Here is a 22420-nt window from a genome sequence, read left to right on the forward strand (position 1 = left end):
GCCACCCACATGTAGACCGCAATCAGTCCGGGCTCGCCGCGTCGCCATCTTCCTCGGGAGAGCCGGTGAGGATCTGCTCGGCGATGAGGCCAGCATTCTGCCGGATAGCCGCTTCGATGCGCCCGGCGATTTCGGGATTCTGGCGCAAGAACGTCTTGGCATTCTCACGGCCCTGGCCCAGGCGCTGGCTGTCATGGGAGAACCATGCGCCCGACTTCTCCACCACGCCCGCACGCACGCCGAGATCCAGCAACTCGCCCAGCTTGGAGACCCCCTCGCCATACATGATGTCGAATTCGACCTGCTTGAAGGGCGGCGCCAGCTTGTTCTTGACCACCTTCACGCGGGTCTGGTTGCCCACCACTTCGTCCCGCTCCTTGATCATGCCGATGCGGCGGATATCGAGGCGGATCGAGGCGTAGAACTTCAGGGCGTTGCCACCGGTGGTGGTCTCCGGCGAGCCGTACATCACGCCGATCTTCATCCGGATCTGATTGATGAAGATAACCATGGTGTTGGATTTGGAGATGGAACCGGTGAGCTTGCGCAGCGCCTGGCTCATGAGGCGAGCCTGCATGCCGGGCTGATTCTCGCCCATCTCGCCGTCAAGTTCGGCGCGCGGCGTGAGGGCCGCCACCGAATCCACCACCAGCACGTCGATGGCGCCGGACCGCACCAGCGTGTCGGCGATCTCCAGCGCCTGCTCGCCCGCATCCGGCTGGGAGATCAGCAATTCATCGAGATTGACGCCGAGCTTGCGGGCATAAATGGGGTCGAGCGCATGCTCGGCATCAATGAAGGCGCATACACCGCCCTTCTTTTGTGCTTCCGCCACCACATGCAGGGCCAGCGTGGTCTTGCCGGACGATTCCGGGCCGAAGATTTCCACGATGCGCCCCTTGGGCAGGCCGCCGATGCCGAGCGCGATGTCGAGGCCGAGGGATCCCGACGGGATGCTCTCGACCTCCATCACCTTGCCGCTCTTGCCGAGCCGCATGATCGAGCCTTTGCCGAAATGCCGCTCGATTTGCGACAGCGCGGCGTCGAGTGCCTTCGTTTTATCCATGGAAGAACCTTCGACGAGTCTGAGTGTCGACTGAGTCATCGCTGTGCTCCGCGCCGGACGCAAGATTGTCTCGGATGTTTTTTCGTACCACCTTTGTTCCTTGTTCGCAATATGTTCTCACTTCGATCGTAACGGGGGCTGGGCGTTCTCCTTACGCAATTGGAGCGATCCTCCAGGACCTGCGGTCCCAAAGCAGCGGTGGGCTCAAGAATGAAGGCCGGGTGATCCCGAAGCCGCGCCGATTCCCCCGGCGGGGTGGGTTGGGGCCGTGCCCCGCACGTCCTTGACGCGACCTTGAGAAGCAGGGGCATTCGCAGGGCGGAACAGTCGCGTCTGTGCGCATTGGCTGATCAAGGAAGCGCAATCCTACAGCGGCTCGACTTCCGCCATCACCTGCCGATGGTGCGTGCGGGTCGGCCTCGCGATCGGAACGGCCGGCCAACGCAGCTGACGGACATCATCCCGTCATCAATTAAACTTATCGCGATGATCAGCAAATACAAATTAATCTAATGAAAGGGATCTGGTAGAAACCGCTGCGGTGGAGCTTGCGGGCCACTTGCCCTCTCGATCGCCCGCCCGAACGGAGAAGACAATGAACGCGACAACAGAAGCCGCACCGGGCAAATGCCCTGTCGCTCACGGCACCGGCGGCACCCAGAATCGTGATTGGTGGCCGAACCAGCTGCGCGTCGATCTGCTGAACCTCCATTCTCCGAAGTCCGACCCGCTGGACCCCGCGTTCAATTATCGCGAGGAGTTCAAGAAGCTCGACTACGAGGCGCTGAAGAACGACCTGCGCAAGCTGATGACGGATTCGCAGGACTGGTGGCCTGCCGACTTCGGCAATTACGGGCCGCAATTCGTCCGCATGGCATGGCACAGCGCCGGCACCTATCGCCTGGCCGACGGCCGCGGCGGCGGCGGTCGCGGACAACAACGCTTCGCGCCCCTCAACAGCTGGCCGGACAATGTCAATATCGACAAGTCGCGTCGCCTGCTGTGGCCGATCAAGAAGAAGTACGGCCAGAAGATTTCCTGGGCCGACCTGATGATCCTCACGGGTAACGTGGCGCTCGAGACCATGGGCTTTCGCACCTTCGGCTTCGCCGCCGGCCGCGAAGACACCTGGGAGCCTGACCTGGACGTGTTCTGGGGATCGGAGACCGCATGGCTCTCCCACCGCACGCTGGACAAGTTTGACGCCCCGCTCGGCGCGACCGAGATGGGCCTCATCTATGTGAACCCGGAAGGCCCGGACCGGAACGGCGATCCGCTGTCCGCCGCCATGTTCATTCGCGAGACCTTCGGCCGCATGGCGATGAACGACGAGGAGACCGTCGCGCTCATCGGCGGTGGCCATACGTTCGGCAAGACCCATGGTGCGGCCCCTGAGTCCCACAAGGGGCCAGATCCGGAAGCCGCCGCACTGGAAGCGCAGGGCCTTGGCTGGGCGAGCGATTACGGAACCGGCTTCGGCGCCGACGCCATCGGCAGCGGTCTTGAAGTGACCTGGACGCAGACGCCGGCCCAGTGGAGCAACTTCTTCTTCGAGAACCTGTTCAAATATGAATGGGTGCAGACCCGCAGCCCGGCTGGCGCCATTCAGTGGGAAGCCAAGGATGCCCCGGACATCATTCCGGACGCGCACAATCCGGCCAAGAAGCACAAGCCGACCATGCTCACAACGGACCTGTCGCTGCGCTTCGACCCGACCTACGAGAAAATCTCCCGCCGCTTCCTGGAAAACCCGCAGGCGTTCGCGGAAGCCTTCGCCCGCGCCTGGTTCAAGCTGACCCATCGCGACCTTGGCCCCCGCTCGCGCTATCTCGGCCCGGAAGTCCCGCGCGAGGTGCTGATCTGGCAGGATCCGGTGCCTCCGGCCGATCACCCCGTGATCGACGATGCGGACGCCGCCGCCCTCAAGGCGAAGGTGCTGGCCTCCGGCCTCACCGTGTCCGAGCTGGTGGGCACGGCCTGGGCCTCGGCCTCCACTTTCCGGGGTGGCGACAAGCGGGGCGGTGCCAATGGCGCGCGCATTCGCCTCGCGCCGCAGAAGGACTGGGCGGTGAACCAGCCCGAGCAGCTGGATAAGGTGCTCAAGGTGCTTCAGCGCATCCAGGGTGAGTTCAACCTGGGCGCCGCGGACGGCAAGAAGGTGTCGCTGGCCGACCTCATCGTGCTGGCGGGCAATGCCGGCGTGGAAGAGGCCGCGAAGGCGGCGGGCCATGACGTGGCGGTGCCCTTCTCCCCTGGCCGCACCGACGCCTCCCAGGCGGAAACGGACGTGGACAGCTTCAAGTGGCTGGAGCCGGCGGCCGATGGCTTCCGCAACTACCAGAAGCCTGGCCTTGCCGTGCCGGCGGAAGTGGCACTCATCGACAAGGCCCAGTTGCTCACGCTGACGGCGCCGGAAATGACCGTCCTTATCGGCGGCCTGCGCGCCATCAACATCAATGTGAATGGCGCGAGCCACGGCATTCTCACCGACAAGCCGGGCGCCCTGACCACGGACTTCTTCACCAACCTGCTCGACATGGGCACCAAGTGGAAGGCGGTCGGGGACGGCAACGACGTGTATGAGGGCCGCGACCGCGAGACGGGCGAGGTGAAGTGGACCGGCACGCGGGTGGATCTCGTGTTCGGCTCCAACTCCATCCTGCGCGCCTTGGCGGAGGTCTACGCCTCCTCGGACGCCAAGGAGAAGTTCGTGAAGGACTTCGTGGCGGCCTGGACCAAGGTGATGAATCTCGATCGGTTCGACCTGGCTTGAGCCAAACCCACGCCGCCGCCGGAGCCTCGGGTTCCGGCGGCGTTGCATTTTCCGCGGTCTTGGGGCGGCGCCGGCCGATCGCGCATCAGGCCGTGACTTGATGCCCGCTTTTCCAACAGGTCTGCCCCCTTCAAGGCGAGAAGTATCGTCTGAGACTTGGCCCCGTCCGGATAAGTCCACTCGTATCCCTGGGGGTCGCCCGGCGAATTGACATGGTCAGCTGAGGCGTGAGAGCCCCTTGCGAGGGGGAGGAAAAAGGCGGGCGAGCGGCCGGTCAGGACCGCTCGGTGTCCGAGGCATGAACAACGCTCGCCACCGACCGCTTCAGGGCCTCGAGGTCGTCGAGCAGGGCCGCAACCTGTCGCTTGGACAGGTCGCCAAGCAATTCGTGGATCCATCCCTCATGCGTGCTGGCCATGATGCGGAACATGGTGGCCCCGGCGCGACTCAGCCGCACGGTTGCGGCGCGGCGGTCATTGGGGTCGACCTTGCGCACCACCAGGCCCTCTTCCACCAGGCGATCAATGAGCCCGGTGATGTTGCCATTGGAGACCATCATCCGGCGGGAGAGGTCGCCGAGCCGCAGGCCTTCGGGCTCCCGATTGAGCTGTGCTAGGACGTCGAAGCGCGGCAAGGTGACATCGAACTCGGTGCGCAGACGGCGGCGGATCTCGGCGCTGATGAGGTTCGACACCGACAGAAGGCGAAGCCAGAGGCGCAACTCCATCTTCGAGCCGGCGGGCTCGTCTCGCACCAGAGCCTCGACGTCTTCCGGGATGGGATCACTCATATCGGCTGCCATACCACCGTTCCGGACTTTTCAAGCATGAAATTCAGGGCACGGGTCACCCAACATCCCGCCACCACGCCGACGCAGATCGCGGGAACCGCATCCTAACGTCTCTAAACGGGCAGGATGCACTAGGGAACCACCGCAGCGCAACATTTCGACCGCACCGCCATGCGCCCAAATATGATGCTTTAAGCGGATATATTTTAGGCTTGAAGCAAATTTAGGCCTGTGCAAACGTGACGGCAATTGCGGCGTTGCGCAGATCCTGTCGGCCCCTCAGCCAGACCGTGTACTCCGCGCAGAAGACCGCGGTGATGCCTCGCAGGGGAGCATGGGAATGTTGGGTCCGTCGGTTCACGTCGATACGTTCACCCGCGATCGTCTCCCCCCGGTCGAAGCATGGCCGGTGATGAACGAAGCGGGGCTGGACTATCCCGAACACTTGAATGCCGCCGTGGAGCTCACCGACCGCATGGTCGAGCGGGGGTTCGGCGACCATATTGCGCTCATCGGCAATGGCCGCCGGCGCACCTACAAGGAATTGTCCGACTGGACCAACCGCATTGCGCGGACCCTGGTGGAGAATTACGGTCTCGAGCCCGGCAACCGGGTGCTGATCCGGTCGGCCAATACGCCGGCCATGGTGGCCTGCTGGCTCGCCGCCACCAAGGCCGGCGCCGTGGTGGTCAACACCATGCCCATGCTGCGGGCCGGCGAACTGGCCAAGACCGTGGACAAGGCCGAAATCTCAATGGCGCTCTGCGATACGCGACTGCTGGAAGACCTCGTCGCCTGCGCCAAGGAAAGCCGCTTTCTGAAGACCGTCATCGGTTTCGACGGCACCGCGAACCATGATGCGGAACTGGACCGGGCGTCCCTCAACAAGCCCGTGCATTTCGCGGCGGTGAAGACCGGGCGGGACGATGTGGCGCTGCTGGGCTTCACCTCGGGGACCACGGGTATCCCCAAGGCCACCATGCATTTCCACCGCGACATCCTCGCCATTGCGGACACTTATGCCAAGACGGTGCTTCAGGTGACGCCGCAGGACATTTTTGTCGGCACGCCGCCGCTGGCCTTCACGTTCGGCCTCGGGGGCCTGGCGGTGTTCCCGCTTCGCTTTGGCGCCACGGCGGCGCTGCTGGAGACGGCCTCGCCGCCCAACCTGATCAGCCTGATCGAAGATCTGCGCGCCACCATCTGCTTCACCGCGCCCACCGCCTACCGCGCCATGCTGGCGGCCATGGCGGAGGGGGCCGACCTGTCCTCGCTGCGCATCGCGGTGTCCGCTGGCGAGACGCTGCCAGCGCCCGTCTACGAGGCCTGGACGCGCAAGACCGGCAAGCCCATGCTGGATGGCATCGGCTCCACCGAGATGCTGCACGTCTTCATTTCCAACACACTGGACGACCACGGCCCCGGCCGCACGGGGCGTCCCGTGCCGGGCTTCGAGGCCAAGGTGGTGGACGAGGCCATGAACGAGGTGCCGCGCGGCACGGTGGGTCGCCTCGCCGTGCGTGGCCCCACCGGCTGCCGCTATCTCGATGACCCCCGACAGGGCGAATATGTGAAGGAGGGCTGGAACGTCACCGGCGACGCCTTCATCCAAGACGAGGACGGCTATTTCCACTTCGCCGCCCGCAGCGACGACATGATCGTCTCCGCCGGCTACAATATTGCCGGCCCCGAGGTGGAGGCGGCCCTCCTCTCCCACGATGCGGTGGCCGAATGCGCGGTTGTCGGCACAGTTGACGAGGAGCGGGGCCAGATCGTGCAGGCCTTCGTGGTGCTCGCTCCCGGCGTGCGGGAAGACGAGAGCCTGGTGCGCACCCTGCAGAACCACGTGAAGGCAACCATCGCGCCCTACAAGTATCCGCGCGCCATCTCCTTCGTGGATGCCCTGCCGAAGACGGCCACCGGCAAGATCCAGCGCTTCGCCCTGCGCGCCCGTCCGGCAGCCTGAACACGGATTGGTTTCGAGGATGGCGGCCATCCCGACCAAGGATGACCGCCATCCTTTTTGTGCCGGAGCGGGCGTGGAGCCCTATTGCCGCTGCCGCCTTCGCACGCAATGCAGGAAGACCCATCAGGGCTGCCGGCGGGCAGCAGCGATGGGCCTCATGATCCCTGCAAAGCGCGCAGTCCCGCCGCCGTGTCTTTCCACCGGCGGCAGCGCATCCGGCAAGGCGCCTCGCTCCGCCCTCACCCGCGTAAGCGGCTATTCCGGAACGACCGCAGTGGCCTGGATCTCCACCTTGGCGCGGTCCTCCATCAGCGCCAGCACCTGCACGGCGGCCATGGCGGGGAAATGCCGGCCGATCACCTCGCGATAGACCGCGCCGATCTCCTTGAGCCGGGCCAGATATTCCTGCTTGTCCACCATGTACCAGGTCATGGACACGATGTGGTGCGGCTCGGCCCCGCCCTCCTCCAGAACAGCAACAATGTTCAGCAAGGTCTGGCGGACCTGTTCCACGAGATCGTCGGTCTCGAAGGTCTGGTGGGCGGACCAGCCGATCTGGCCGCCAACCCAGATCTGGCGGCCTCGGGCGAGAATGCCGTTGGCATAGCCGATCGGCTTCGCCCACCCTTCAGGCTGCAGGATCTCGTGCATCATTCATCTCCAGGTGCGCCGCGAGACCGGCGCGAATATCGTCGGGCCAATGCACGGCCCGATGGCTGTCGAGGGAAGTGGCCACCAGCACCTGCCGGGCTGACCACAGAAGGCGATCGCCGGTGGCGACGCGGTGCCTCAGGTCCGCGGAACTGCCGCCGAGCTTCGAGAGGGAGACCTGGAAGGTCAGTTCATCGCCATGGAAGCCGGGCGCGGCGAAATCCAGGTCGAGTTTCACGGTGGGCACGCCGATGCGTCGCTCGCGCATCATGGCGGGCCAGGGGGCGCCGAAGGCGGCGAACATCTCCTCGGTCACGCTCACCAGCAGGCGCATATATCCGGGAAAAAAGGCGATGCCGGCGGGATCGCAATCGCCGAAGCCCAGTAGGCGTTTGGTTTCAAAAGCCATGGGTCGCCTCACCAGGTGGCCGCGCGGGTCGGCCAGGCACCATTCATGCCTGACCTCCTGCCGCGCTCGCCTTCAGCAGGTCGCGAGCGATGATGAGCTTCTGTACTTCGGTCGCGCCCTCATAGATGCGCAAGGCACGGATCTCGCGATAGAGCGACTCCACGATCTCGCCGGAGCGTACCCCCCGCCCGCCATGGAGCTGGACCGCGCGATCGATGACGCGCTGGGCCATTTCGGTGGCGGTCATCTTGGCCATGGCCGCCTCGCGGGTGGTGGGCAGACCCTGCACATCCCGCCGCCAGGCGGCGCGCCAGGTCAGGAGCGCGGCGCCGTCGATCTCGGCTGCCATCTCGCCCAACGCCGCCTGCGTCAATTGCAGGTCGGCCAGGGTGCCGGCCAGCATGCGCCGGCTGCGCACATGGATCAGGGCCTCGTCAAGGGCGCGCCGGGCAAAGCCAAGCCCCGCAGCCGCCACCGACGCGCGGAAAATGTCCAGCGTCCGCATGGCGATCTTAAACCCCTCGCCCGGCGCGCCGAGGCGGCGGGCGGCAGGGATGCGGCAGTTCTCGAACCGGATGGTGGCAAGCGGATGGGGCGCGATCACATGGATGCGCTCGGCAATGGAAAAGCCGGGATCGTCGGCAAACACCACGAAGGCCGAGATGCCGCGCGTGCCCGGCGCCTCGCCGGTGCGCACGAACACCGTATAGACGTCGGCAATGCCGCCATTGGAGATCCAGGTCTTCTCGCCATCGAGCACATAATGGTCGCCGTCAGCCAGCGCGGCACAGCTCATGGCGGCGACATCCGAGCCGGCATCGGCCTCCGATAGGGCGAAGGCCGCGAGCCACTCGCCCCGACGCACCTTGGGCAGCACCGCCTGCTTCAGTTCCTCAGTTCCGGCGAGCGCGATGGCGCCCGTTCCGAGGCCCTGCATGGCAAAGGCAAAGTCGGCGAGGCCGTCATGAAAGGCCAGCGTCTCGCGGGCGAGGCACAGTTCAAGCGACTGGATGGAGGCGCCGCCGGCCCCCGGCAGCGGCACCGCCGCCTCCAGAAGGCCCGCCGCCCCCAGCCGCGCCACCAGGGTGCGGCAGGTGCCATCCACGTCCCCATGGTTGAGCCCCTCAAGACCGCCTTCGGCGACGAAGCCGTCGAGCCGCGCCGCATAGGCGCGATGCTGCGAGCCAAAGAAGGGCCAGTCGAGGGGCTCCCGGGTGGGGCCGGTGGCAAAGCGGGGGCTCATGGTCAATTCCCCTCGAAGGCGGGCTTCGCCTTGGCGGCGAAGGCCTCGAAGGCACGGCGGAAGTCTTGCGTCGCCATGCAGATGGCCTGCGCCTGGGCTTCCGATTCGATCAATTCCTCCAGCCCCATGGCCCATTCCTGGTTGAGCATGGTCTTGGTGATGCCATGGGCGAAGGAGGGGCCGTCCGCCAAGGTGCGGGCGAGGTCCTGGGCCTTCGCCTCCACTTCCGCCGCTGGATGAAGGGCATTGTAGAAACCCCAGGCGGCGCCTTCCGCCGCCGTCATGGCGCGGCCGGTATAGAGCAGTTCCGCCGCGCGGCCCTGTCCGATGATCCGGGGCAGGATCCCGCAGGCGCCCATGTCGGCCCCGGCGAGCCCCACGCGGACGAACAAGAAGGCCGTCTTCGCCTCTGGCGTCGCCAGCCGCAGGTCGGAGGCCATGGCGAGGATGGCGCCGGCCCCCGCGCACACGCCGTCCACGGCGGCGATGATGGGCTGCGGGCAGCGCCGCATGGCCTTCACCAGATCGCCGGTCATGCGCGTAAAGGCGAGGAGATCGGGCATGGCCATGTGAGTGAGTGGCTCGATGATCTCGAACACGTCGCCACCGGAGGAGAAATTGCCGCCGGAGCCCGCCAGCACCACTGCCCGCACATCGGAGGCATAGACGAGATCGCGGAACAGGTCGCGCAGCTCCGCATAGCTCTCGAATGTCAGCGGATTTTTGCGCTCCGGCCGGTTGAGGTGGATGGTCGCCACGCGGCCATCCGCGCTCGCCTCGAAACGGAAATGGGTGGCGCGGTGGTCCTTGAAGGGGCGTTTCATGGCCGCCATCGTGAAACGGGTCTCAGTCATCCCACCATCACCTCGCCGCCGGCGATCGCGATCGCCTGTCCATTGATCGATGCCGCCCCGGGCGACACCACGAAGGCCACGGTTTCCGCCACCTCGTCCGGGTCCACCAGCCGACGTTGCGGATTGGCGGCGGTCATTTCCGCCAGCACCTCGGCCTCGGTCCGCCCGGTTTTGGCGACGATGGCCGCGATGGCCGCGCGAATGAGGGGCGTGTCCGTATAGCCGGGGCAGATGGCGTTCACCGTGATGCCGGTACGCGCCAGTTCCAGCGCCAACGCGCGCGTGAGGCCGATCACCCCATGCTTGGCGGCGCAATAGGCCGAGACATAGCGATAGCCCACGAGCCCCGCCGTCGAGGCGATGTTGACGATCCGCCCGCCCGCCCCGCCCGCCTCAAGATCCGGCAGCACCGCCTGGGTGACCAGGAAGACCGAGGTCAGGTCCACCGCGATGACGCTGTTCCATTGCGCCAGGGAGGTCCGGGCGAAGGGGGTGCTCTCGGCGGCACCGGCATTGTTGACGAGGATCGAGACGGGTCCGAACGCTTCCCGCGCGGTGGCAAGGCCCTCCGCAATGGCCTGCGGATCAGTCACGTCGAAGTCGGGCACCACCTGCGCAAAGCCCTCCGGCAGTTCGGCGGCCACCGCGCGCAGCGGGGCCGCGCGGCGGCCGGCCAGCGTCAGCCGCGCACCCGCCCGGCCAAGGCGCCGCGCGACGGCGGCGCCGATCCCAGAGCCCGCTCCGGTGACAAGAACGTGCCGGGCCGCAATGACGTCGAGATCGCCCATGCCGTCCCTCACTGCGCCGCAGCGCGTTCGAGATTGGCCTCATACTGGCCCTTGGCGGAGGCATATTGCTTGGGCCAGGGAATGGTCTTCAGGCCGATCCGGGCCGCCTCATGGAGCGACCAGGCCGCATCGGCCAGATGCGGGCGGGCGATGGCGCACAGGTCCGCACGGCCCGCCGCGATGATGGAATTGGCGTGATCGGCCTCGGAGATGGCGCCCACCGCGATGGTGGGGATGCCCACTTCATTGCGGATCTTGTCGGAGAAGGGCGTCTGGAAGAGACGACCATAGACCGGCCGTTCCTCCTTCCACACCTGCCCCGACGAGCAGTCGATGAGATCGGCGCCGGCCTCCTTGAACAGGGCGGCGAAGATGGCGGCGTCTTCCGGGGTGTTACCGCCCTCCGTCCAGTCATGGCAGGACAGGCGCACAGAGATAGGCCGCTCCGCCGGCCAGGCGGCGCGGATGGCGCGGAAAACCTCCAGCGGGAAGCGTGCCCGGGCCGCATGGGACCCGCCATAGTCGTCCGTGCGCCGATTGGTGAGCGGCGACAGGAAGCTCGACAACAGGTAGCCGTGCGCGGCGTGCAGTTCCAGCCAATCCACGCCCGCCGTGGCGGCGCGCCGGGAGGCGGCGACAAAATCGGCGATGATGCGGTCCATGTCGGCGCGGTCCATCGCCTTGGGCACCTGGCTGTGCTTCAGGTAAGGCAGGGCCGACGCGGACAGGAGCGGCCACCCCCCCTCTTCCAAAGGCTGGTCGATGCCCTCCCAGGCCCGCTTGGTCGCGCCCTTCCGGCCCGCATGACCGAGCTGGCAGGCGACCTTGGCCGACGTGTTGGCGTGGACGAAATCTACGAACCGCTTCCAGCCCTCGATCTGGCTGTCATCCCACAAGCCGAGGCAACCGGGCGTGATGCGCGCATCAGGGGAGATGCAGGTCATCTCGGCGAAGACGAGGCCGGCGCCGCCCATGGCGCGGGCGCCCAGATGCACCAGATGGAAGTCCCCCAGCACGCCCTCCGTGGCCGAATACATGGCCATGGGCGAGACCACGATGCGGTTGGGCAGCGTCACGTCGCGCAGGCGGTAGGGCGTGAACATGGGCGGCGTGACCCGGCCATTGGTCTCCACGGGCAGGCCCGCGCGGCGGGCAAACCAGCGCTCATAGCCCTCCACCCATGCCCGGTCGCGCAGGCGCAGGTTTTCGTGGCTGATGCGCTGCGAGCGCGTCAGCATGGAATACATGAACTGCTCCGGCTCCAGGCTGTCGGCATAGCGCCGGCCCACCACCTCGAACCATTCCATGGCGTTGCGGGCCGCATTCTGGATGCGGGCCACGTCCACGCGCCGCACCTCCTCATAGGCGCAGAGCACGGCGGGGATGGTCTCCACCTCATGGCCGATGGCCTCGAACTGTCGCGCAAGCTCGATGGCATCGTCGATGGCGAGCTTGGTGCCGGAGCCGATGGCGAAATGGGCGGTGTGCGCGGCATCCCCCATGAGCACCACATGCGAGCGACCGTTGAAGTGGCTCCACGTGCCACAGATCAGCCGATTGAAGTTCAGCCAGGCCGAGCCGCGCAGATGGCGCGCATTGGTCATCAGCGGGGCCCCGTCGAGCACCTCGGAAAACAGGCTTTCACAGAAGGCGATGGAGCCGTTCTGGTCGAGATCGCCGAGGCCGTGAGCCTCGTAGGCCTCTTCGGTGGTCTCCACGATGAAGGTCGAGGTCTGCGCATCGAACTTGTAGATGTGGGCCTGGAACCAGCCGTGCTCGGTCTTGCGGAAGTCGAAGGTGAAGGCGTCGTAGAGCTTGCTGGTGCCCAGCCAGATATAGCGGTTCGGGCGCACCAGGAGGTCTGGCTGAAACGCCTCGGCATAGCGGTTGCGGATCTTGGAATTGATGCCATCGGAAGCGATGATGAGGTCGGCGTCCGGAAATTCCAGGTCGCTGTCCACGTCGCGCTCGAACACCAGTTCTACCCCCAGCGCCTCGCAGCGCCGTTGCAGAATGTTCAGCAGCGCCTTGCGGCCGATGCCGACGAAACCGTGGCCGGAGGTGCGCTGGCGGGTGCCCTTGAACCAGACCTCGATATCGTCCCAGTGGTTGAACGCATCTTCGATCTCGGCGGCGGTCTCCGGGTCCCACACGCGCATGGCGGCCATGGTGGCGTCTGAGAACACCACGCCCCAGCCAAACGTGTCATAGGGCTTGTTGCGCTCCACGACGCGGATGTGATGCGCGGGGTGCAGCTTCTTCATCAGGAGACCGAAATAAAGCCCCGCCGGGCCGCCGCCGATGCAGACGATGCGCATGGAGATACTCCCCCTGGTCGGACACGCGACGGGCCGCCGCAAAATGCTTTAAAGTTAAAGTAATAGACCTCTTGCGCGCCTGTCAACCGGATCGGGAGGCTGCAAGAGCGCCATTCGACGGCACGGGCGGAAATGCGCACCCTCGCGCGCTTCTGGCTTATTTTCAAGCGTTTCCCCCCAAAGGGGGACCCGCTACCGCCCAGACATTAAGCACGGATCGCCCATTCGATTTGCTTGACACTTAAATTTTCTATGTATGAATTGATCTGAAGAATATGGATCTGCAGCACCACGGTCCGTGGGAAGCGTCAGACGGTAAAGGCCACGGATTTCTGGCCGGCTCGTTCGCACAAGCATCAGTGACCCAAGCGTCAGTGACCGAGGAGGGGAATTGTCATGCCGTCGCTCCACACATCGCTCCGCCCTGCCAAGCTCATGGCACTGGCCGCCGCCGGCGTGCTGGCGCCCACCCTCGCTTGCGCGGACCCCATCAAGATCGGATTCGTCTCCACCCTGTCCGGCCCCTCCGCCGCCCTCGGCGTGCACATGCGGGACGGCTTCCAGCTGGCGGTGAAGGAGCTGGGCGGAAAGCTGGGCGGGCAGCCCACCGACATCATCGTGGTGGACGACGAATTGAAGCCGGATGTGGCCGTCAGCAAGGTCAAGGCGCTGCTCGACCGCGACAAAGTGGATGTGATCGCCGGCGTCGTCTTCTCGAACGTGATGATGGCCATCTCCAAGCCGGTGCTGGAGAACGACACCTTCATCGTCTCCGGCAATGCCGGCCCCTCGCCGCTGGCGGGCAAGAGCTGCTCACCATATTTTTTCTCGGCCTCGTACCAGAATGACCAGAACCACGAAGTCATGGGCAAGTATGCCCAAGACAAGGGCTATAAACGCGTGGTTCTGATGACGCCCAATTACCAGGCCGGCAAGGATGCCATGGCCGGCTTCAAGCGCTATTTCAAAGGCGAGGTGGTAGAGGAGATCTTCGTCCCGCTGGGCCAGATCGACTTTTCGGCGGAACTGGCCAAGATCGCCGCCGCCAATCCCGAGGCCTTGTTCACCTTCATGCCCGGCGGCATGGGCGTGAACCTGGTCAAACAATTCAAGCAGGCGGGCCTGGACGGCAAGATCCCCTTCCTCTCCGCCTTCACGGTGGACGAGACCACCCTGCCCGCGACCCAGGACGCCGCCGTCGGCCTCCTCTCCGGCGCCGAGTGGGCCCCGGACCTGGACACGCCCCAGAACAAGGCCTTCGTGGCGGCCTATGAAAAGGAATATGGCGTCGTGCCCTCGCTCTACGCGGCCCAGGGCTATGACGCTGCCAAGCTGATCGACGGCGCGCTGAAAGCCACCGGCGGCAAGGTGTCGGACAAGACGGCGCTGCGCAAGGCGCTCGCCGCCGCGCCCTTCCAGTCGGTGCGGGGCAGCTTTGCCTTCAACACCAACGGCTTCCCCATCCAGGACTTCTATGTGGTCAAGGCGATCAAGCGCGACGATGGCAAGTATGCCACGCAGACCGTCGCTAAGGTCTTCACCGCCGCCCGCGACAATTACGCGGCCGATTGCCCTTTGAAGTAATCCGCCGCGCATGACGAGGGACAGCGCCTGCGCCATCCCTCGTCCGCCTGCCTTCCGCATGTTCCGACGCCGAGAGGGGCCATGACCACGGCACTGTTCGTTTCCCAGTTACTGAACGGGCTTCAGTTCGGCGTCATCCTGTTCCTCGTCGCCGCAGGGCTGACACTGGTGTTCGGGGTGATGGACTTCATCAACCTTGCCCATGGCGTCCAATACATGATCGGTGCCTATCTGGTGGCGGTGGCCACCGCCTCCACCGGCAATTTCGCCTTGGGGCTGGTGATTGGCCTCCTTGGCGCGCTGGCGCTGGGCATCGTCCTGGAAACGCTGGTGTTCCGGCATCTCACCCGGAAGGATCACCTGGACCAGGTGCTGGCCACCTTCGGCGTCATCCTGGTGGTGACCGAACTGGCCCGCATGGTGTTCGGCGCCGCGCCCATCGCCTTCCCCTTGCCCGCCGCGCTCAGCGGGGCGGTGACGCTGATGCCGGGGCTCATCTATCCGGTCTGGCGTCTCGTCATTCTCGGCGTCGGCGGGGCCGTGGCGCTTCTGCTCTGGTATCTCGTCACGCGCACGCGGCTCGGCATGCTGGTGCGGGCGGGGTCCACCCACCCTCAGACGGTGGCGGCGCTGGGCGTCGATGTGGACCGCCTGTTCCGCGCCGTCTTCGCATTCGGCGCCGTGCTGGCCGGCCTTGCCGGCGCCATGGCGGGCCCCCTCGTCTCGGTGGAGCCCACCATGGGCGACCGCATCCTCATCGTCGCCTTCGTGGTGATCGTCATCGGCGGCATCGGCTCCGTCAAAGGAGCCTTCGTCGCAGCACTGGTGGTGGGTCTGGTGGATACGCTGGGCCGCGCATTTGCGCCGGATCTGCTGAAACTGCTCATCGGCAAGTCTGCGGCCGCAGCCGCAGGGCCGGCATTGTCATCCATGACCATCTATCTCCTCATGGCCATCGTGCTGTCCTTCCGGCCCACCGGCCTGTTCGGCGGGAGGTCCGCATGACCTTGCGGTCCTTAGGTCGCGATGAGGCACTCGTCACAGTCTGCGCGCTCCTGCTGCTGCTTGGCCTTGCCCAAGGGCTCGGCTTCACACACGGGGCGACATTGATGACCCGCACGATTGCCTATGCGCTGGCGGCAGTGTCTCTCTCCTTCCTCATCGGCCAGTGCGGCCTCGTCAGCTTCGGCCACGCCGCACCCTTCGGCATCGGCGCCTATGCGGTGCTGATCGCCGGCGAGGCTGGCATTCGGGAGATCCTCGTGGTGCTGCCACTGGCTGCCGGGGCAGCGGCGCTCTTCTGCGGGCTCACGGGCGCCATCGCCCTGCGCACGCGGGGGGTCTATTTCATCATGATCACGCTCGCCTTCGCGCAGATGGCCTTCTATGTGGCTGCCAGCCTCTCCGATTATGGCGGAGATGACGGCATGGCGATCAACGGGCGCTCCACCTTCCTCGGCATCAAGGTCCTGCGATCTGAAACGTCTTTGACGCTCCTGTGCATCGCGATGCTGGGGCTCGCCCTGTTCATGTTCCAGCGCCTTTCGGCCTCCCGCTTCGGCCTTATGCTGCGGGCAGCACGGGCGAATGAGAGCAAGGTCGTCGCCCTCGGCCTGGCACCCTATCGCCACCGGCTGATCGCGCTTTCCGTTGCCGGCGCAGTGGCAGGCCTTGCCGGGGCGCTGCTCGCCAACCAAGTGGAATATGTCTCCCCTGCCCTCATGGGCTGGCACATTTCGGGCGAGTTGATCGTGATGGTGGTGCTGGGCGGCATCGGCAGGCCGGTGGGGGCCGTCATCGGCGCCCTGGTGGTGACGCTGCTGGACGAGAGCCTTGGCCATCTCACGGAGCATTGGCGGCTGGGACTGGGGCTCGTCATCATCCTGGTGGCCTTGATGCGGGATGCAAACGTGCGGTCCCTCTTGCGCGGAGCCGTCCGATGAGCGCGCCGATCCTCGCCCTCGAAAACCTGGTGAAGTCCTACGGCGCCATGCCGGTGACACGGGACGTGTCGCTGGATGTGCAGCCCGGCGAGGTGCATGCCCTCATCGGCCCCAATGGCGCCGGCAAGACCACGCTCATCGCCCAGATCGCCGGCGCCATCACGCCCAATTCCGGCACCATCCGCTTCAATGGCGCCGATGTCACCGAGGTAGGCATCGCCACGCGCGCCCGACTTGGGCTCGGGCGGGTGTTCCAGATCTCCAACGTGGTCGGATCATTCACGGCGCTGGAGAATGTGGCCGTGGCGGCGGTGGCGGCGGGCGACGGGCCGTTCCGCTTCTGGCGCCCGGCGCTATCGGATCCCAAGCTGGCCGCCCGCGCGGGCGACGCCCTCGATCGGGTCGGCCTCGGCGACAGGTGCCTGACGCTCGCCCGCGATATGTCGCACGGGGAGCGCCGCGCGCTGGAACTGGCCATGAGCCTGGTGCAAGAGCCCAAGCTCCTGCTTCTGGACGAGCCCATGGCCGGCACCGGCCGAGCGGAGGGCGAGCGGCTGACCGAACTGCTCCTGTCCTTGAAGGGCCGCATCCCCATGCTGCTGGTGGAGCACGACATGGCGACGGTCTTCCGTCTCGCCGACCGCATCTCCGTCCTCATCTACGGGGCAGTGGCGATCACCGGAGATCCCGCCACGGTGCGAACGGACCCCGTGGTGCGACAGGCCTATCTCGGCGAAGAGGAGGCGGTCTGATGGCACGGGCGCTGATCGCACTGGAAGGCATCGAGGCCGGCTATGGCGGCGCACAGGTTCTCTTTGGCATCGACCTGGAGGTCCGCGCCGGCGAGGTGGTGACCCTCATGGGTCGCAACGGCATGGGCAAGACCACCATTATCCGAACCCTGTTCGGCCTTCTGGCCCCGAGCCGAGGCCGGCGGATGGTTGCCGAGCGAGAGATGACGCAGGCCCCGCCCCACAAGATTGCCGCCTGCGGCCTCGGCTATGTACCGGAGGGCCGCCAGATCTTCCCCCGCCTCGACGTGGAGGAAAATCTCCTGGCCACGGCCCGCCAGCGGGGCGCAGGCACAGGGCGCCCCGCCTGGTCGCTCGATCGGGTCTATACGCTTTTCCCACGCCTGAAGGAAAGGCGGGCCAATATGGGAACCCAGCTCTCCGGCGGCGAGCAGCAGATGCTGGCCATCGGACGGGCCCTCATGACCAATCCGGACCTGCTGGTGCTGGACGAGGCCACCGAGGGCCTGGCACCGGTGATGCGCGGCGAGATCTGGAGCGCCATCGGCGTGCTGCGGTCGGATGGGCTCGCCATCCTGGTTGTGGACAAGAATTTGGAGGCGCTCATGCGCATCGCCGACCGCCATGTGGTGGTGGAAGGCGGTCGCGTGGTGTGGACCGGCACCAATGGGGAGCTTGCCGCCGACCGGACCCGCGCCACCCGCCACCTGGAAATCTGAGGCCGCCAAGGTCCTGCGGCGCGGGCGGGTTCCGGCTGCACAACGCCAATTCGCAGGTGTGACGCATCGCCAAGCGCTGGAGTGGCGCGCATCGCCTCTGCACGGCCTTAGAGCATGCGCCGATCAGATGGCATCGCCATCTGATCGGATCACGCATTCTCTATCAATGGGTTAGAGGGAGATTCACCCATCAGATTGATTCAATCTGATGGGATCGCGCTCTAGGAGGCCGCGCGGAGGGTGGTCACGGCGACGCAATTGTCGCCGACCGGCACAAGCAGGGTCTGCTCCCCACTCGGCAGCAGGTAGAAAGCCAGATCGGCCAAGGGCGACATCGGCTTGGAGCCGGGCGGGAGGAGCGCGGTTGCCTCGGTGCAGCGCTGCTTGAGGGGGATGACCCGCACGGAATTGCCTTCGCAGGATGACCCATTGGGTGCCACAAGGATGACACCCGCCGCCTGCTCCAGCCCGCGCGGGCTGGCCCCGAAGCGCATGCCCACTGTCCCCTGCACGGAATGGGCATTGGGCGCGCCTTCAGCCACCTGCGTCTGGAAGGCGAAGGTCGCGCCATTGGTCAGTGCCTTGCCGAGTGCTGCATAGGTGGCGGCACAGGTCTTTACCCCCCGGGCGAGGGCATGGGTGGTGAACAGGTCCTTGCCTTCGTCCGCGGCGGGCGCCGGCTGAGCAGCGGGCCGCTGCAAGGCGGTGAGCCCCTTGGCCTGGGACATCACCCATCCAAGGCCGAAGCCAAGGAGAAGCACACCCGCCAGGCCCGCAGCGAACATCAGGGGGCGCCGTTTGGCGGGCGGGCGTTCCGAGGGAACATCCGGCGCGCGAGGCTGCCCGGCTGTCCCCATGATGCGTTCATAGACGCTTTGTTTCTCATCCATGACCCAGATTCCAGAAAGACTGCGGACGGACCGCGGGCGCGCGCGCCCAAAATGCGGATCAGATCGCTGAAAGCGCCTGCTTCACACCGGCGAGCGGTGCGCGGAAAGCCACGGTGCGCACCGCACCATTTTCCTTGAGGTCATAGGAGATCCCCACGACTCGCTCCGTCTCGATCGCCGCGCGCAGACGCGGGTCGACGGGCTGATAGGCGATGCAAAGCCGCGCATCGCACCCATAGACCTGCACCTCGACCGAAGGCTGGCCGTCATGAAGATCGACCAGGATCTTGCCGGCGGCGCTCCCCGCCGGTGTCCGCAGGATCATGATCGGTCGGCCATCGGCCATGGCGGCCAGCGACCAACTGAAAACAAGGGTGCCCGCCGGCCCCAGGATTTCCTGGGATATGTTGCAGATCCTCTGCTTCTTCGCCCGGTTCTCATCACAGATGAGGGTCCAGTTCGGGAAGGGGCGGATGGAGCGCACATATTGGCCGGGCGCAACGCCCGGTGGGAGCACCACCTCCGACGGCTTCACCTGGTAACCGGGCGAGAGCGCGTTGGAGGCCGCAGGAGCGGGGGGCCCCTTTTTCTCTTTCTCCGCCGCCGGGGCTTGGCCGCCGAGAAGGAGAAGCAAGAGCAAAAAGGCGAAGGCGCGACAGGCACCTGAGCTTTTTGTCATGAGCCTCGCCCCTCTCAATTGAGGGTCAGGCTCAGCCCGCCGCCAAAGCCCCAATCCCCGCCCGCAGTGCTGCCGGAGAGATTCATGCGCACCCGCTGGTCCTGTGTGGTGTAGCCAACGCCCATGGCGAAGGCCGCTTCCCCTCCCCAGGTCCCGGCGCCGGCGGCGGCGCTGAGTTTTCCGGGCCGGTCGTCATAGCGCAGGGATCCGGCGGCCAGGCCCACCGCCGCCGCCTGGTTCGCCTGGCTACGGACGCCTTCGAGCGAGCTGTTGAGCATGGCAAACTTCTGGTCCGTATAGGCATTCGCCTGGGCCAAGGTCTGCCGCGACTTGGTGTCGGTGTAGGTGTTGGCGGTGCTGATGGCGGCGGACGTCCGGGTATCCGTATAGGAAGTGGCGGACGCCAGGGCCTGACTCAGGCCCGCATCCATCTGCGCCACGTTGACGGCATCGGTGGCGGCCACACCGGTCGCGACATTCCGGATGACCACGGGGGCATTGGGGTCCCCGCCCGCGAGGGTTATGGAATTCAGCTTCTGGTCGCCGGAGTCCGTATCATAGCGCACCGCGTTCTGGTTGAGGGTGTTGACGCTGCCCATGGCGGCGCTCAGCGCCTGGTTGGTGGCATAGAGCTGCGAGCCGTTGACGGCATCCGTGGAACTGGCATTCACCTGCCCCGCCGCCACATTGGTGATGGTGCGCTCCGCCCCCGCCGCCCCCACCGACACCGTGCTGGTGGCCAGACCCGCCACCGCGTAGGTGGTGCCGTTCACCACCATGGAAGAGGTCTGGACCGCCGCACCGGTGGACGAACCGGCCCCCAACGCCACGTCTCCCGCGTTGTTGGCCACCGCGCCCTGACCAATGGCCGTGGCATTTGCGGCGACGGCCTGTGCGGCCGACCCGATGGCGATGCTTTCGGCCCCCGTGGCCTGCGCGCCCGGGCCGGCAGAATTGATCTGCACATAGGCCGAGCCGGTGTCGGCGTTGAGGTTCGCGATGGAGCCCTTCAGGGTGGACAATTGCGTATCGACCGCGCCGAAGGCGTCCCCCACGCTGTTGTAGGCCGCATTGTTGATGAGGTAACTTGGGGCCAGGATCGTGCCGTTGGCTGCCACCGACGCGCCGCCCCCGAAAATGTTCGCGATGCTGGCGGACACGGCATAAAGCTGGGATCCGTTCAAGGCATCGGTCGAGGACGCGGAGACCGCGCCCGCCTGCACATTGGTCAACAAGGTTCCGCCGGTCCCGGCAAGGGTTATGGTCTGCTTGGGATCGCCGGAGGCGCCGTCATAAAGCACAGCGCGGTCGGACAGACTGTTCACCCCGCTGGCGAGTGAATTCAGCTGGGCCAGATTGACCGCATCGCTGGCAGCCGTACCTGCGGCGACGTTGGATATCTTCTGCGGCGCACCGCTGCGGCTGGCATCATAGGCGCCGAGCGAGGAACTCCATTGCAGGGCATTGGCCTGCAACAAGGCCACGTTCTCATTGGTTGCGAACAATTGCGATCCATTCACCGCGTCGGAGGAGGCGGACGACAGGGTGCCTGCCCTCACATTGGTGAGCGTCGTTCCCGATGCTCCCCCGAAGGTGACCGTATCCTTCGAGCTTCCCACCGCCCCGTCATAGACGACGGCCCGGTCGGAAAGGTCGGACAGGCTTGCCGATACCGCATTCACCTGGCCCAGATTCGCGGCGTCCGTGGCGGCGGTGCCGGCTGCAACGTTTGAGATCTTCTGCGCGGTCCCGCCGTAGCCGGCATCATAGGCACCAAGCGTTGAACTCCACTGCAAGGCATTGGTCTGAAGCCCGGCAACGTTCTGGTTGGTGGCGAACAATTGCGCGCCGTTCACCGCATCGGAGGAGGTGGACGAGAGGGCTCCGCTCTTCACATTGGTCAGGGACGTGCCGCTGGCGCCGCCCAGGGTAATGGCATCTTTGCTGGTGCTGTCATAGGTCACCGCCACGTCCCGGAGGGTGGTGACGGCAGAATTGAGGGCCTTCAGTTGCGCCACGTTTACGGCATCGGAATCCGCCGTGCCTGCGGCCACGCCGGAGATCTGGCGGAATTGCCCGGTGGCAGCGTTGCCGATCGAGGCGGACGCCAGGGTGCTCTTCGTGGCGGCGAGCGCGGTGCTGCTCCCAGGGGTGGCGTTGTCGGGGGTATAGCCGGCGATCCCAGCCGCCGTGTTCGCAACCGATCCGCTGCCGAGCGCCACGCCGCCTGCGGCGCCCACGCTCGCCCCAGCGCCCATCGCAACGCCGTTCGCGACATTGGCGGTTGCGCCAGCCCCTATGGCCACAGCGCTGGCGCCCGTCGCAGAGGTGGCCTGGGTGCCGATTGCGACCGACTGGGATCCGATGAATGGAGCAAGGTCCGCCCCCTGAACGGTCAGGGACGTCCCGACCAAGCCCGACACCCAAACCAGCCCTCCGCTGGCGGAATTGGACTGGCAGCTCCAGGTTGCGCTGGAGGAGGTGGGATCATTGGGGGTAAGGCACATATTGCTGAGCCCGGTGTCCGTGCCCGTTCCCGAGGTGCCGCCAATCACATAGCCACCGGCATGGGCAAGGGATGTCGCACCCAATGACCCCGCTGCGGCGACCCCCATATGCAAGCTGAACGCCAGCGCCCTGCGCCGTGCGTCCGCGAAATTCTGCCCGACTTTCAAATTCAATATGAATGAGTGACGCCGCGCCGAATAAATGGGCAGAGACGCGCCTCCAAAACTCCGATATCTTTGGCGATATGGTAAATAATACATCGCTGCCCCCTTCGAATATTCTACGTCTTCACTCAACAACTCCCCGCATAAATCCAACCACTTCAAGTTGCGTCAAGGCGCTATTTTTGACCACGTCATCTCTTTGGCGTCATAGAGCCCCGCTTGCTCCGCAGCTTCGATCGCGCTCGCCAAAGATCCGCGACCGGGAGGCGGGGGCCTATGAAGCGCAAGACTTGCCTCTTCTGATGGAAGCTCATGTTCTGTTA

General features: G+C 65.7%; 18 protein-coding genes. 7 read left to right on the plus strand and 11 right to left on the minus strand.

The window, feature by feature from the left end; genetic code table 11:
- Positions 1-22 precede the first annotated feature (22 nt).
- A complete protein-coding gene (gene recA, locus J5J86_RS10590; protein WP_209104858.1) occupies positions 23-1105 on the minus strand; it encodes a recombinase RecA in 1083 nt (360 codons plus the stop codon).
- A gap of 556 nt (positions 1106-1661) precedes the next feature.
- Between recA and katG the strand changes: the two genes are divergently transcribed.
- Positions 1662-3839, plus strand: a complete 2178-nt coding sequence (katG, locus tag J5J86_RS10595) for a catalase/peroxidase HPI (RefSeq protein ID WP_209104859.1) — start codon at positions 1662-1664, stop codon at positions 3837-3839.
- A 274-nt stretch (positions 3840-4113) separates the two neighbouring features.
- On the opposite strand, the gene J5J86_RS10600 is transcribed toward katG, so the two are convergent.
- On the minus strand, positions 4114-4629 hold the full coding sequence (locus tag J5J86_RS10600) for a MarR family winged helix-turn-helix transcriptional regulator (RefSeq protein ID WP_209104860.1): 516 nt from the start codon (positions 4627-4629) through the stop codon (positions 4114-4116).
- A gap of 340 nt (positions 4630-4969) precedes the next feature.
- Here J5J86_RS10600 and J5J86_RS10605 point away from each other — a divergent pair, with 340 nt between their 5' ends.
- A complete protein-coding gene (locus tag J5J86_RS10605; protein WP_209104861.1) occupies positions 4970-6595 on the plus strand; it encodes an AMP-binding protein in 1626 nt (541 codons plus the stop codon).
- A 255-nt stretch (positions 6596-6850) separates the two neighbouring features.
- Here J5J86_RS10605 and J5J86_RS10610 read toward each other — a convergent pair whose 3' ends face one another.
- The 6 genes from J5J86_RS10610 to J5J86_RS10635 are packed head-to-tail and all read right to left on the minus strand — an operon-like array spanning position 6851 to position 12858.
- On the minus strand, positions 6851-7246 hold the full coding sequence (locus J5J86_RS10610; RefSeq protein ID WP_209104862.1) for a RidA family protein: 396 nt from the start codon (positions 7244-7246) through the stop codon (positions 6851-6853).
- Positions 7224-7655, minus strand: a complete 432-nt coding sequence (locus tag J5J86_RS10615) for an acyl-CoA thioesterase (RefSeq protein ID WP_209104863.1) — start codon at positions 7653-7655, stop codon at positions 7224-7226. Before J5J86_RS10615 ends, J5J86_RS10610 begins: the two co-directional genes overlap by 23 nt.
- Positions 7656-7698: 43 nt before the next feature.
- Complete coding sequence (locus J5J86_RS10620) at positions 7699-8898, minus strand: acyl-CoA dehydrogenase family protein (RefSeq protein WP_209104864.1); 1200 nt, start codon at positions 8896-8898, stop codon at positions 7699-7701.
- A gap of 2 nt (positions 8899-8900) precedes the next feature.
- Positions 8901-9731: an enoyl-CoA hydratase family protein gene (locus J5J86_RS10625; RefSeq protein WP_446698688.1), complete on the minus strand. Its 831-nt coding sequence runs from the start codon at positions 9729-9731 to the stop codon at positions 8901-8903.
- A 17-nt stretch (positions 9732-9748) separates the two neighbouring features.
- Complete coding sequence (locus J5J86_RS10630; RefSeq protein ID WP_209104866.1) at positions 9749-10540, minus strand: SDR family NAD(P)-dependent oxidoreductase; 792 nt, start codon at positions 10538-10540, stop codon at positions 9749-9751.
- Between the two features lie 8 nt (positions 10541-10548).
- Entirely contained in the window at positions 10549-12858 is a 2310-nt protein-coding gene (locus J5J86_RS10635) for a bifunctional salicylyl-CoA 5-hydroxylase/oxidoreductase (RefSeq protein ID WP_209104867.1), read from the minus strand.
- Between the two features lie 396 nt (positions 12859-13254).
- Between J5J86_RS10635 and J5J86_RS10640 the strand changes: the two genes are divergently transcribed.
- The 5 genes from J5J86_RS10640 (at position 13255) to J5J86_RS10660 (ending at position 17856) form a co-directional block, all read left to right on the plus strand.
- Positions 13255-14442: an ABC transporter substrate-binding protein gene (locus J5J86_RS10640; RefSeq protein WP_209104868.1), complete on the plus strand. Its 1188-nt coding sequence runs from the start codon at positions 13255-13257 to the stop codon at positions 14440-14442.
- A gap of 81 nt (positions 14443-14523) precedes the next feature.
- A complete protein-coding gene (locus J5J86_RS10645) occupies positions 14524-15447 on the plus strand; it encodes a branched-chain amino acid ABC transporter permease (protein ID WP_209104869.1) in 924 nt (307 codons plus the stop codon).
- Complete coding sequence (locus J5J86_RS10650; RefSeq protein ID WP_209104870.1) at positions 15444-16385, plus strand: branched-chain amino acid ABC transporter permease; 942 nt, start codon at positions 15444-15446, stop codon at positions 16383-16385. Before J5J86_RS10645 ends, J5J86_RS10650 begins: the two co-directional genes overlap by 4 nt.
- Positions 16382-17137, plus strand: a complete 756-nt coding sequence (locus tag J5J86_RS10655) for an ABC transporter ATP-binding protein (protein ID WP_209104871.1) — start codon at positions 16382-16384, stop codon at positions 17135-17137. Before J5J86_RS10650 ends, J5J86_RS10655 begins: the two co-directional genes overlap by 4 nt.
- Complete coding sequence (locus J5J86_RS10660; protein ID WP_209104872.1) at positions 17137-17856, plus strand: ABC transporter ATP-binding protein; 720 nt, start codon at positions 17137-17139, stop codon at positions 17854-17856. The genes J5J86_RS10655 and J5J86_RS10660 overlap by 1 nt, the downstream gene beginning before the upstream one ends.
- 221 nt (positions 17857-18077) lie before the next feature.
- On the opposite strand, the gene J5J86_RS10665 is transcribed toward J5J86_RS10660, so the two are convergent.
- From J5J86_RS10665 to J5J86_RS10675, 3 genes are all read right to left on the minus strand, one after another.
- Positions 18078-18641 carry a hypothetical protein gene (locus J5J86_RS10665; protein WP_209104873.1) on the minus strand — a complete coding sequence of 188 codons (564 nt, stop codon included), beginning with the start codon at positions 18639-18641 and terminating at the stop codon, positions 18078-18080.
- A gap of 163 nt (positions 18642-18804) precedes the next feature.
- Positions 18805-19281, minus strand: a complete 477-nt coding sequence (locus J5J86_RS10670) for an invasion associated locus B family protein (RefSeq protein ID WP_247658318.1) — start codon at positions 19279-19281, stop codon at positions 18805-18807.
- 158 nt (positions 19282-19439) lie between these two features.
- Entirely contained in the window at positions 19440-22016 is a 2577-nt protein-coding gene (locus J5J86_RS10675) for a YadA-like family protein (RefSeq protein WP_209104875.1), read from the minus strand.
- Between the last annotated feature and the right edge of the window lie 404 nt (positions 22017-22420).

This window comes from Aquabacter sp. L1I39, assembly GCF_017742835.1.
Lineage (GTDB): Bacteria > Pseudomonadota > Alphaproteobacteria > Rhizobiales > Xanthobacteraceae > L1I39.